Origin of the sequence: Buchnera aphidicola (Melaphis rhois) (assembly GCF_005080745.1) — a bacterium.
Classification (GTDB): Bacteria; Pseudomonadota; Gammaproteobacteria; order Enterobacterales; family Enterobacteriaceae; genus Buchnera_B; species Buchnera_B aphidicola_AT.
Genome location: NZ_CP033004.1, coordinates 54,996 through 67,609, shown reverse-complemented (window position 1 = coordinate 67,609; position 12,614 = coordinate 54,996). Strand labels below are relative to the sequence as shown.

The 12,614-nt window shown below is 26.0% G+C and carries 11 protein-coding genes; 8 read left to right on the top strand and 3 right to left on the bottom strand.

Annotated features, from left to right (window positions below; translation table 11 throughout):
* Positions 1-61 precede the first annotated feature (61 nt).
* From D9V73_RS00290 to D9V73_RS00275, 4 genes are all read left to right on the top strand, one after another.
* Positions 62-319, top strand: coding sequence for an HPr family phosphocarrier protein (locus D9V73_RS00290; protein WP_158336279.1), 258 nt, complete (start codon positions 62-64; stop codon positions 317-319).
* 166 nt (positions 320-485) lie between these two features.
* Positions 486-2,204, top strand: coding sequence for a phosphoenolpyruvate-protein phosphotransferase PtsI (gene ptsI / locus D9V73_RS00285; protein ID WP_158336278.1), 1,719 nt, complete (start codon positions 486-488; stop codon positions 2,202-2,204).
* 23 nt (positions 2,205-2,227) lie between these two features.
* On the top strand, positions 2,228-2,734 hold the full coding sequence (crr, locus tag D9V73_RS00280; RefSeq protein ID WP_158336277.1) for a PTS glucose transporter subunit IIA: 507 nt from the start codon (positions 2,228-2,230) through the stop codon (positions 2,732-2,734).
* Between the two features lie 87 nt (positions 2,735-2,821).
* The gene (locus tag D9V73_RS00275; RefSeq protein ID WP_158336276.1) at positions 2,822-3,649 is read left to right on the top strand and encodes an undecaprenyl-diphosphate phosphatase; all 828 of its coding nucleotides are present in this window, start codon (positions 2,822-2,824) and stop codon (positions 3,647-3,649) included.
* Between the two features lie 4 nt (positions 3,650-3,653).
* Here D9V73_RS00275 and D9V73_RS00270 read toward each other — a convergent pair whose 3' ends face one another.
* Positions 3,654-4,883, bottom strand: a complete 1,230-nt coding sequence (locus tag D9V73_RS00270) for a tRNA CCA-pyrophosphorylase (protein WP_158336275.1) — start codon at positions 4,881-4,883, stop codon at positions 3,654-3,656.
* Between the two features lie 231 nt (positions 4,884-5,114).
* On the opposite strand from D9V73_RS00270, the gene ribB reads away from it, so the two are divergent.
* On the top strand, positions 5,115-5,756 hold the full coding sequence (ribB, locus tag D9V73_RS00265) for a 3,4-dihydroxy-2-butanone-4-phosphate synthase (RefSeq protein ID WP_410051760.1): 642 nt from the start codon (positions 5,115-5,117) through the stop codon (positions 5,754-5,756).
* 119 nt (positions 5,757-5,875) lie between these two features.
* Here the strand turns inward: ribB and tsaD are convergent, their stop codons facing one another.
* Complete coding sequence (tsaD, locus tag D9V73_RS00260; protein WP_158336274.1) at positions 5,876-6,886, bottom strand: tRNA (adenosine(37)-N6)-threonylcarbamoyltransferase complex transferase subunit TsaD; 1,011 nt, start codon at positions 6,884-6,886, stop codon at positions 5,876-5,878.
* A 254-nt stretch (positions 6,887-7,140) separates the two neighbouring features.
* Here tsaD and rpsU point away from each other — a divergent pair, with 254 nt between their 5' ends.
* From rpsU to rpoD, 3 genes are all read left to right on the top strand, one after another.
* Positions 7,141-7,356: a 30S ribosomal protein S21 gene (gene rpsU, locus D9V73_RS00255; RefSeq protein WP_158336273.1), complete on the top strand. Its 216-nt coding sequence runs from the start codon at positions 7,141-7,143 to the stop codon at positions 7,354-7,356.
* Positions 7,357-7,431: 75 nt separating this feature from the next.
* Complete coding sequence (dnaG, locus tag D9V73_RS00250; protein ID WP_158336271.1) at positions 7,432-9,177, top strand: DNA primase; 1,746 nt, start codon at positions 7,432-7,434, stop codon at positions 9,175-9,177.
* Positions 9,178-9,412: 235 nt separating this feature from the next.
* On the top strand, positions 9,413-11,257 hold the full coding sequence (gene rpoD, locus D9V73_RS00245) for an RNA polymerase sigma factor RpoD (protein WP_158336766.1): 1,845 nt from the start codon (positions 9,413-9,415) through the stop codon (positions 11,255-11,257).
* 377 nt (positions 11,258-11,634) lie between these two features.
* Here the strand turns inward: rpoD and cysE are convergent, their stop codons facing one another.
* The gene (cysE, locus tag D9V73_RS00240) at positions 11,635-12,372 is read right to left on the bottom strand and encodes a serine O-acetyltransferase (protein ID WP_222837028.1); all 738 of its coding nucleotides are present in this window, start codon (positions 12,370-12,372) and stop codon (positions 11,635-11,637) included.
* Between the last annotated feature and the right edge of the window lie 242 nt (positions 12,373-12,614).

The following is a 12,614-nucleotide window of genomic DNA, read 5'->3' as shown; positions in this document are numbered from 1 at the left end:
TTTTAGAATATTATATACTAATTTTATATAAGTAATTTAAAATAAAAAAATAGAAGGGAAAATGATTCAGAAAGAAATAAAAATTACTAGTCCTAATGGACTACACACTCGTCCTGCTGCACTTTTAGTAAAAGAAGCTAAAAAATTTGTTTCAGAAATTAATATTATTTCTAACGGAAAATCTGTAAGTGCAAAAAGTTTATTTAAGTTACAAACATTAGGTTTAGTAAAAAATAGCCTCATTACCATTTCAGCAAATGGACAAGATGAAAAAATAGCAATAGAAAATCTAGAAAAATTTATAACAACACTTAAATAGAAAGAATTTGTGTCTTAACAATATTAAATATTATTCACAGTAGAATTTTACCGGAAGTATAACGTTACTTCCGGATAAAATATATACTTAATTAATATATTATTACCTGAGACCAACAAATTACTATTATAAAAATATAACGTCTTGTTATGTTAAGGGTAATATTATGATTTCAGGAATATTGGTATCTCCAGGTATTGCTTTTGGAAATGCATTATTATTAACAGAAGAAAAAATTTGTATTAATAGAAATAAAATTCCACATCAGTCAATTCAACAAGAAGTTCAAAAATTTATCAAAGGTAAATTTAAAACCATTACTCAACTTAAAAATATTAAATTAGAAGTAGCAAAAACTTTCAAAAATAACCAAGAAGACATATTTGAAGGACATATTATGTTGATAGAAGACGAAGAATTAGAAGAAAATATTCTTTTTCTTATTCAAGAAAAACATTTATCAGCAGAATATGCCACTAAAACTGTAATAGAAAAACAAGCTACAGTACTAGAAAACTTATGTGACGAATATTTACGTAATAGAGCAATTGACATTCGAGATATCGGAAACAGATTAATTAAAAATATACTTAATTTAAATATTATCGATCTAAATCATATTCAGAATCCTGTAATTTTAATAGCAAAAGATTTAACTCCTTCAGAAACTGCTCAAATAAAACTAAATAAAGTACTAGGATTTATTACAGACTTAGGTGGACAAACATCACATACTTCTATTATGGCCCGATCTTTAGAAATACCAGCTATTGTTGGAACAGGAAATATAACAAAAAAAATAAAAAACAACGATTTTGTTATATTAGACGGTATTAACAATGCTATATTCATTAATCCAGATTTATCAAAAATACAACAAACAAAAAAACTAAAAATAATACATGAACTAGAAAAAGATAATTTAACCCAACTAAAATATTTATGCGCTATCACAACTGATGGACATCAAGTAGAAATAGGAGCAAATATAGGAACAATCCGTGATATTATAAGTGCCAAAAATTACGGTGCTGAATGTATCGGATTATATCGAACAGAATTTTTATTTATGAATCGTAATTCCTTTCCTACCGAAGAGGAACAATTTAATGCATATAAAATAGTAGCGGAAAAAATGCAAGGAAAATCCATAATAATTAGGACTATGGATATAGGAGGCGATAAAAACCTTTCATATATGAATGTTCCTAAAGAAGATAATCCATTTTTAGGATGGCGAGCTATACGTATAGCAATGGATAAAAAAGAAATACTACATGCTCAACTTACTGCAATATTAAGAGCGTCTGCTTTTGGTAAGCTAAAAATAATGTTTCCTATGATTATTTCTATAGAAGAAGTTCGAAGCTTAAAAGAAGAATTAGAAAAATTAAAAAATATACTAAAAAACAAAAAAATAGCATTTAATTCTAAAATAGAAATAGGAATAATGATAGAAACTCCAGCATCTGCAGTAATAGCTAACCATTTAGCAAAAGAAGTAGATTTTTTTAGTATTGGAAGTAATGATTTAACACAATATACATTAGCTGTTGATAGAGGCAATGACTTAATTTCAAATTTATATGATCCTATGAGTCCTTCTGTATTAAATTTAATACAAAAAGTGATTAATGCTTCTCATAATGCTGGAAAATGGACTGGAATGTGTGGAGAATTGGCGGGAAATGAACAAGCTACCGCATTATTACTCGGAATGGGTTTAAATGAATTTAGTATGAGTTCGTCTACTATTCCAAAAATAAAAAAAATAATTAGAGAAACAAGTTTTTTAGATGCTAAAAATTTAGCAAAAATCGTACTCTCTAAACCAACGTCAAAAGAAATCACGAATACTATCAATGAATTTCTCAAAAATAATTAATAAAATTATGAACAAGGAAAAACATGAGTTTAATTTCTAATTTTTTTAATAAAAAAAATATTATATCCAAAAATAAAATAGATGTTTTTGCTCCATTGTCTGGGGAAATAGTTCACCTTGAAGACGTACCAGATATTGTCTTTTCAAAAAAAGTAGTAGGAGACGGGGTAGCTATTTCTCCAAATAGTAACATAATTTTATCTCCTATTGATGGAACTATTGGAAAAATATTCAATACATTACACGCTTTTTCAATAAAATCAAAAAAATACAATGTTGAACTATTTGTACACTTTGGAATAGACACAGTAAATTTAAAAGGAATAGGATTTACAAATATTGCTCAAGAAAATCAAATTGTAAAAATAGGAGATCCGATCATCAAGGTTAACTTATCTTTATTAAAAAATACAGCTAAATCTATCTTGACACCTGTAGTAATATCTAATATGGAAAACTTTAAGGAAATACGTAAACGATCCGGTCAGGTTGTCGCTGGCAAAAGCATAATTTTTTCTATAAACAGATAAAGTTTGTATAGGTAAAACGGATACTGATATATCGTTTTACCTATTTCTATTACAATTTATCGTATAATAATTTATCTTTTAAACAACATGAACGCATATACATTAGACATATGTCACATTTTAATTGTCATTATACTAGGAATAATCGAAGGAATTACAGAATTTTTTCCTATTTCATCGACTAGCCACATAATCATTTTTTCTAATATATTTCAAATAGAAATCAACGAAACATTAATGTTAAATACGTTTATGCAATGTGGTACGTCACTGTCTATATTATTATATTTTAAAGATACATTTATTACATTACTTTACTCCATATTGCATGTAAAAAGACAATCTGAAAATACATGTAATTTATCATGTAATAATATCTTAATTAGTATATTTCCAATAGCATTACTTGGATTATATTTTCATAAGTATATGAAACATTTATTTAATCCAACTAGTATATTGCTGTCGTTAATATTAGGTTCTATATTATTAATGCTATCCGAAATATTTAAAAAAATTAAAACACATCAAAACAAGAATATAAATTTATATAGATCATTTACGATAGGATGTTTTCAATGTCTAGCATTACTTCCTGGTTTTTCTAGATCTTGTTCTACCATTTCTATAGGCATACTAATAGGATTAAATCAAAGTGTAGCTACACATTTTTCTTTTATTATATCTGTTCCAATATTTTTAGGAGCAACACTTTTAGACATTATTAATAATATTCACACTATGTCAATATACAATATGTTTGTTTTACTAATAGGTTTTTTATCTTCTTTCATAACTTCTAGTTTTTGTATAAAAAAATGTTTTAAAATAATTAATGTATGCTCATTCGTATCATTTATTATTTATAGGTTAGTATTATCTCTTATAATTTACTTATTTTTTTATCATTATTAAGTTTTTAAAAATTTTTTCGAAATATGTTTATTGCAATTACTCTTAAACGAACTAATTCATTTCGAATTTCGATACCTGAAAACCCTGAACATAAAATAGATTTAGTAGAAATTTTATTAGAAACATTAAAAGTATTCTTCAAAAAATCACCTTGACAAATATTTTTAACTTCTATATTCATAAAACTAAACATATATAAATCAATTAAAACAGATAATTTATTTATTCTATAAGGTTTTCTCCATGCATCTACTTTATTAAAAAACATGATAATATTTTCTGAAGATTGAAGATGAATTACACTTAAGAATTTAAACCATGCAGAAAAAATAATAGATAAACTTTTTATATAAGCAGGAACACACAAGCGCTTACATAACATTTCAATTAATTTTTTTGAAATTAAATCATAAAATTCAAATGAACAATTATCAAAATAGCATCTTTTAACTTGACAAATTATGTTACATAAATAAGAAAATCTAATATCTATTTCTTGATTTAAATTAGAAATCCTTGCAATTTCTAAAAATACATTAGACTTAAAGTTAAAGATTTTATAATATCTATAAACTCTTTTTAAGTTATACTGACAAGCCATATTAATTTCGGGAAAGGCGATAGATAAAGCATTGCAATGATATAAAATTTGAAAATAAACGTGAGGATTTCGTGTATTTAATGCTTTTTCTGTTTCTTTCCAAATCCTATCCTGAGTTAAATACATCAATTCTCCATTTTTTACCATGTCTATCATCAATTGCATAGTCTCTTTTGCAATGTAAAATCCAAGATGATTAAGAGTTGCGGAAAATCGTGCTACTCTAAAAATTCTTAAAGGATCTTCACAAAAAGCAGGAGAAATATGTCTTAATACCCTGTTTTTAAGATCTTTTAAACCATTAAAAAAATCAATATAACTACCATGTTTATCCTGAGCTATAGCATTAATAGTTAAATCTCTTCGAATTAAATCTTCTTCTAAAGTAATTTTTTCAGAAAAATAAGTTTTAAATCCTGTATGTCCATAACCGCATTTTCTATCAATTCTTGCTAAAGAATATTCTTCTTTACTATATGGATGTAAAAAAACAGGAAAATCCTTTCCTACCTTTTTAAACTTTAAATTTAATAATGTTTCAGGCGTAGCGCCAACAACTACCCAATCTCTATCTTTTATTTGAATGTCTAACAATTTATCTCGAATAGCTCCTCCAACTAAATATATTTTCATGCATAATATCCTTTTTTTTATATCAATACTGTAATTAGCAATATAAATTAAATTGAATGTAACTTAAACTTTTCTAGGAATATCACTAATTAAAAAAACATGTTAGAAATATTTATTTCTGATAAATATCATAGTATATTAAAACATATGACAAAATAATTTTTGAATAATGTCATAAAAATCTATCATTTTGCCTAACATTAAAATACTTATTATATAAAAGGTCAAAAAATGAAAATGCATAAATCTTTTTTCTCGATTACTCCTGAAGAACGTGTTAAAAACGCAATAAAATCACTTCAACTAGGAAATGGAGTTATCGTTTTAGACGATGCTAATCGTGAAAATGAAGGCGATTTAATTTTTTCAGCAGAAACTATGACTATAGAACAAATGGCATTAACTATTCGATATGGAAGTGGAATCGTATGTTTATGTATCACCGAATCTAAACGAAAACAATTAAAACTACCTTTTATGGTCAAAAACAATACTAGCAAATTTGGTACCAACTTCACTATTACCATAGAGGCAGCTAAAGGAGTATCAACTGGTGTATCAGCTAAAGATAGGATAACCACTATTCGTGCAGCAATTAATGATTATGCCAAGCCACAAGATTTAAATCGTCCGGGACATGTATTTCCATTGCAAGCACATAAACAAGGCATATTTGGACGACCCGGACATACAGAGGCTACTATAGAACTAGTAACTTTAGCAGGATTTAAGCCAGCTGGAATATTGTGTGAACTAACTAATAAAGATGGATCTATGTCAAAATTATCTCAAATAATATTATTTTCAAAATTACATAATATTCCTTTGTTAACTATACAAGACTTAAAAAAATATATAATAATTAATAAATGATTCAATTATAATTAAAATAATTAACTTTATAACTGTAATTTTAACCTTAAATAACAAAAACTTAAAATTGTTTATAAGATATTAATATTAATCATTAAAATTATCTAACTATGACATAATTATATAGGTTTTAAATCAGTAATAGACCATTTAGGATAAACAGAAATATTTAAATCATAACTACTTTCTTTAAATCGCAGCATACCTATATGTGCTATCATTGCACCATTATCGCCACACAATTCTAATTTAGGATAAAAAACTTGTCCTTTATAACACTTAATCATACCATCTAATTTATATCTTAACATTGAATTCATGCTAACACCTCCAGATACTACTAGAGTAGCATAATTTAATTGTTCTAAAGCTCTTTTACTTTTATTCACCAAAACATCTGTAACTGCATGTTCAAATTCTTTCGCAATATTTGCTTGAGTTTGAAAATTATGTTTTTTCATTTTTATAATATTTGTAACAAACGTTTTTAATCCAGAAAAGCTAAAATTTAAATCCATTCTATGTATCATTGGTCTAGGGAAGTTAAAAGTACCGAGTATTCCTGATTGTGCTAATTTAGACAAACTTGGACCGCCAGGATAACTTAATCCTAATAATTTAGCAATTTTATCAAAAGTTTCACCAACAGCATCATCTAGTGATTCACCTAATAACTCGTATTTTCCAATATCATATGCATTAATTAATTGTGTATGACCTCCAGATACTAATAACCCTACAAAAGGAAATTGAAGTTTTTTTTGTTCTATCATAGGAGTCAATAAATGACCTTCCATATGGTTCACTAAAATGGTAGGTATATTCAAAGAAAAAGCTAGTGCAGTAGACAATGATGCACCGACTAATAAAGATCCTACTAATCCAGGACCAGCAGTATAAGCAATAGCATCTATAGATCGTTTATCAATTCCAGATTCTACAAACATATCTTTAATTAATATTGCTAACACCTCAAGATGTTTTCGAGAAGCTAACTCAGGAACAACACCACCGTAAAAATTGTGAAAATATGATTGACTATATAATTTGTTATATATAATACCTTCAACACTATCATATATCGCAATTCCAGTATCATCACATGAAGTTTCAATACCTAATATTTTCATATAATCAAAATTATTATTTATTAAAATATAAATATATCTGACATTTTTACATTATACTGTAATATAATCATTTATAAACTTTACAATGATATAAATATTAATTATTAACTTAAAATTATTTTAACAAGCTATTTTTAATCTTTTTGTTAAATATTTTTGTATAAAATTAGCATTGTTTTTAAACAAGCTTTAAACTACATACAAAATTTAAAAATTTAAATTATCAATTATATTAGATTAAATTGAGAATATATATGCCAATAATCAAAGTACGTGAAAATGAACCATTTGATGTAGCACTAAGAAGATTTAAACGATCTTGTGAAAAAGCTGGAATTTTAGCAGAAATTCGAAGAAGAGAATTTTATGAAAAGCCAACTACTGAACGTAAGCGCGCTAAAGCATCAGCAATAAAACGTTTAGCTAAAAAACTTTCTAGAGAAAATGCAAAACGTATTCGAATGTATTGATATTAATATTTATTAACTAATTAACTCACTGACCGTTCTCTATATAAAGTTCGGTCAATATATATGTGCAATTTTATGAAAGGAATGATTCCAAAAAATTTTATTGATGAACTGCTACACCTAACTAATATCATTGATATAATAAATATAAGAGCACCACTTAAAAAAATAGGTAAAAATTACAGTACACACTGCCCTTTTCATAAAGAGAATACACCATCTTTTACTGTAAGTTATGAAAAACAATTTTATTATTGCTTTGGATGTAACTCACACGGAAACGTCATTGATTTTTTGATAAATTACGAAAAACTTACATTTGTAGAGAGCATTGAAGAACTAGCGAATTTTAATGGACTAAAAATACCATATAAAAAAGAACATTATTATTCAGAATTTGACTATGAAAAACGTAATAATCTATATTCTATAACAGAAAAATTTGCTTATATTTACCATAAAAATGTTTTTGAAACAAAAAATGCCTATGAATACCTAACAAAACGAGGGATTCATGCATGCATGATCAAATACTTCAATATTGGTTTTTCTAATATAAATTGGAAAAATACAGAAAAAAAAATTAAAATTAATACTATTAATATACAAGAACTAATTGACGCTGGTATATTAATTATAAATAATAAAGGGTATAAATATGACCGTTTTCGAGGAAGAATTATTTTCCCGATTCGCAATAAAAATGGAAAAGTTATTGGATTCGGAGGTAGAGCTCTTAATAATAACTTTCCTAAATATATTAATTCTCCTGAAACGAATATATTCAAAAAAGGTCAAAATTTATACGGTTTATTCGAAACCTTAAAACATAATTCAAAACCTAAAAAATTACTAATAGTAGAAGGATATATTGACGTCATAACACTCTTTCAATTTAATATTAATTATTCTATTTCTTCACTAGGAACAGCTATAACAAGTTATCAAGTACAATTACTATTCAGATTTACGAATACTATTATATGTTGTTATGATGGTGATGTTGCTGGGGAAAGAGCTGCTTGGAGAACTTTAAAAATAACTTTACCATATATATACGATGGGAAAAACATCCAATTTATATTTTTACCTCTCGGTGAAGATCCTGATACAATGATAAGAAAAGAAGGTAAAGAAAAATTCGAACAACGTATTAGCAATGCAATAAGTTTGTCAAAATTTCTATTTGACAAATTATTTAAAAATATAGATTTAAGCTTTATCAATGAGAAATCTTATTTAAGTTCGATCGCTATTCCTTTGATTAACCAAATTCCTAGTGACACAACACGTATGTATTTACTTCAAAAATTAGGAATTAAAATAGGAGTGCCAGATCAAAATATTTTAAGACAACTGCATACTAAAGCAGTACACAATACTTTAAAAAATAATAATGAATATAAACATATAACAAAAATAACAATACGTAATCTTATTGGATTATTAATACAAAATCCAAATTTAGTATTTACTATTACGTCTATAAAACATTTAAAAAATTTCCATCTAAACGGATTACCTACTTTTTTAAATTTAGTAAATAAATGTATTAAATATCCCAACCACAATACTGGTCAAATATTAGAAATGTATAGAAATACAATAATTTTTAAAAAATTAAATCAACTAGCAAAATGGAATCATATGATCGCAGACAATCAAATAAAACAAGTATTTCTAGATTCTCTAAATAATCTTCATAACAGAGCATTAGAAAACAAAAAAAGTAATTTAATTTCAAAAGAGAGAAAAATAGGACTAAAAAAAGACGAAAAATACGAATTATGGTTAATTAATAAAAAGCTAGCAAAAATATAACTTGAATCACTTTCATATCATCAACTAAAATCATCACACTCTAAAATTTAAAACATAAATATCATAATTTAAAAAACAATATTATTTTTATTTAATATAATTATATATGTTGTTATATACAATACATTTCTGCTAATAAATATATGATATAAAATTCGAATATGTTTATATTACAAACTATTTTCGATATAGTTAATACATATCAACTATGTCAACAAAATATGGATATCGTCTTATGGAGCACAATCCACAATCACAACTTAAACTACTTGTTACCCATGGAAAAGAACAAGGATATTTAACTTACGCTGAAGTTTATGATCATTTACCTAATGATGTTATAAACTCTGATCAGATAGAAGATATCATACAAATGATTAACGATATGGGTATTCAAGTAGTAGAAGAAGCACCGGATGCCGATGATCTTATACTTCAAGAAATTAGAAATACAGATACAGACGAAGACGCTGTAGAAGCTGCAGCGCAAGTATTATCTAATGTAGAATCTGAATTAGGACGAACCACTGATCCCGTTCGAATGTATATGCGAGAAATGGGTACAGTTGAACTACTGACTCGAGAAGGTGAAATTGATATAGCAAAACGAATAGAAGATGGAATAAATCAAGTCCAATGTTCTGTAGCAGAATATCCTGAAGCTATTACTTATTTACTAGAACAATATCATCGAGTTGAATTAGGAGAATTAAAACTAACTGATCTCATAAATGGATTCGTAGATCCTAACTTAAAAGAAACATTTTTACCAATTTCTACTCACTCTGGATTCGAATTCATAGAAGAAACGAATCACAACAATGGTGGTGATGAAGATAATTTAGACGAAAACAACGAAAGTGATCATCAAATTGATCCTGAACTAGCTCGAGAAAAATTCATAGCATTAAAAAATCAATATATAATAACCAATAACACAATAAAATATAAACATAGAAATCATATAGATTCTCTAAACGAAATTCATAATCTATCAGAAATATTCAAACAATTCAGACTAGTCCCAAAACAATTTAATTATCTAGTTAATAATATGAGACATATGATGGAAAGAATTCGAAAACAAGAAAAACTTATAATGAAATTATGCGTAGAACGTTGCGAAATTCCAAAAAACATTTTCATAAAAATATTTTTTGGAAAAGAAATAAAAACAATTTGGTTAAAATTATCTCAACAAAAAGACCAACCATGGTGCAAAAACTTAGATAAAATTAAAGACGAATTTAATATTATTTTAAAAAAATTATCTGATATTGAAATGAAAACAGGATTAACTATTAATCAAGTAAAAAATATTAATAAAAGAATATCTATTGGAGAAACAAAAGCTAAACGAGCAAAAAAAGAAATGGTAGAAGCTAATTTAAGATTAGTAATATCTATTGCAAAAAAATATACAAATAGAGGGCTTCAATTTCTGGACTTAATTCAAGAAGGTAATATAGGACTTATGAAAGCGGTAGACAAATTTGAATATCGAAGAGGTTACAAATTTTCAACATATGCAACTTGGTGGATAAGACAAGCAATTACACGATCTATTGCGGATCAAGCAAGAACTATAAGAATACCAGTTCATATGATTGAAACTATTAATAAACTGAATAGAATTTCTAGACAGATACTACAAGAAATAGGTAGAGAACCTACTCCTGAAGAACTATCAGAACGAATGTTAATTCCAGAAGAAAAAATACGAAAAGTATTAAAAATAGCTAAAGAACCAATTTCTATGGAAACACCTATCGGAGAAGACGATGATTCTCACTTAGGAGATTTTATAGAAGATACAACATTAGAACTACCTTTAGATTCAGCTACTTCAGAAAGTCTACGATCCGCTACACATAATGTTCTATCTGGACTAACAGCACGAGAAGCTAAAGTATTAAGAATGAGATTTGGAATCGATATGAATACAGATCATACTTTAGAAGAAGTAGGTAAACAGTTTGATGTTACTCGTGAAAGAATACGCCAAATAGAAGCTAAAGCATTAAGAAAATTAAGACATCCTAGTCGGTCAGAAATATTGCGCAGTTTTTTAGATGATTAAGTTGATATTTAAAATTAAACATTTAAAAAAAGCTTCCTATCAAAGGAAGCTTTATCTAAAACGTTAATGTATTTTATATAATTCAAATATTATTACCTAGTTCATATTAATTACTAAGTATTCGTTAACATAAATCATTAAAGTAAATAATATCTTTACAATTAACCTAACTTAATATTAATTATTTAATTTATTGAATTCTTTAGTTAAATAAGTAATTTTATTTATACGTAGTATATAAAAAATAATTGTTTACAATGTTAATTCGATTAATCATAAAAATTATTTATAAAATTTAAAAACTATTATGTCTAACTCATAAATAATATATATCTGTAATTATACAACTTATATAAGTTATCATAAAAACAATTTTGTCATTTTACAAAAATTCCAGAAACAATACTATTAGGTGGTACAGATGCTAATACAATAGAACCTGCATTAATTTTAACATTCGATCCGACTTCAATGTTACCTAGTATTTTTGCTCCTGCACCAATTATTACTTCTTCATTAATAATAGGATAATTAACCTTTTTAACGTATCCAGTATCATCTAATGTACTTAAACTAGAAGTATCGTTTTTTATAGTAGTTATTCCTCCAATTACAATTCCAGTAGCATGATCTAATATAATTCCATTTCCTACCACAGACGCAGGATGAATATCAACTGAAAACACAACTGAAATACGATTTTGAAAATATATTGCTAATTCTCGTCGTCCCGTATTCCATAAATAATGACTTATACGATACGATTGTAATGCATGAAATTCTTTTAAGTATAATAGTGGAATAGAATAACATTTTATTACTGGATCTCTACGATATATTGCTTGTATATCTTTTATTGCTGACAAAATAACTAAATTGTTAGAACTATATATCTTGTCTATAATATCTCTTATAGAAATAGTAGAAACAATTTCATTACCTAATTTAGTTGACAAAATATAACTTAATGCTGAGCTAAAATCTTTCTGGTTTAATATACAAGAATAATACAAACCTATTAGTACTGGCTCTTGATGAATTAATGTCTGTACTTCAGACAAAATTTGATTCCATATTAATTCAATTTCAATTAAAAACTTTTGTTGTTCAAACATATCAAACATCGTATATAAAATATTAAATAACGAAATTATTTAACTGTATTAAAACTAAATTCCAATATTCTATGATATAGATAAATAACATCATTGAAATTATTTTACTATTAACTATTAATAAACTCATTTTAATACTTTTAAAATAAACTATATAATTAAAATTAATTCATATTTACTCGTTAAAATAAAAATATAATTTTCAATAAACATTAATACACGATTAAAATAAAGAAAACTAA

Bases quoted from the DNA above. Each gene is read 5' to 3' on its own strand.
- D9V73_RS00275 (WP_158336276.1), top strand. From the start codon at position 2,822: ATGAACGCATATACATTAGACATATGTCACATTTTAATTGTCATTATA.
- ribB (WP_410051760.1), top strand. From the start codon at position 5,115: ATGAAAATGCATAAATCTTTTTTCTCGATTACTCCTGAAGAACGTGTT.
- cysE (WP_222837028.1), bottom strand. From the start codon at position 12,372: ATGTTTGAACAACAAAAGTTTTTAATTGAAATTGAATTAATATGGAAT.
- rpsU (WP_158336273.1), top strand. From the start codon at position 7,141: ATGCCAATAATCAAAGTACGTGAAAATGAACCATTTGATGTAGCACTA.
- crr (WP_158336277.1), top strand. From the start codon at position 2,228: ATGAGTTTAATTTCTAATTTTTTTAATAAAAAAAATATTATATCCAAA.
- tsaD (WP_158336274.1), bottom strand. From the start codon at position 6,886: ATGAAAATATTAGGTATTGAAACTTCATGTGATGATACTGGAATTGCG.
- ptsI (WP_158336278.1), top strand. From the start codon at position 486: ATGATTTCAGGAATATTGGTATCTCCAGGTATTGCTTTTGGAAATGCA.
- rpoD (WP_158336766.1), top strand. From the start codon at position 9,413: ATGGAGCACAATCCACAATCACAACTTAAACTACTTGTTACCCATGGA.
- D9V73_RS00290 (WP_158336279.1), top strand. From the start codon at position 62: ATGATTCAGAAAGAAATAAAAATTACTAGTCCTAATGGACTACACACT.
- D9V73_RS00270 (WP_158336275.1), bottom strand. From the start codon at position 4,883: ATGAAAATATATTTAGTTGGAGGAGCTATTCGAGATAAATTGTTAGAC.
- dnaG (WP_158336271.1), top strand. From the start codon at position 7,432: ATGAAAGGAATGATTCCAAAAAATTTTATTGATGAACTGCTACACCTA.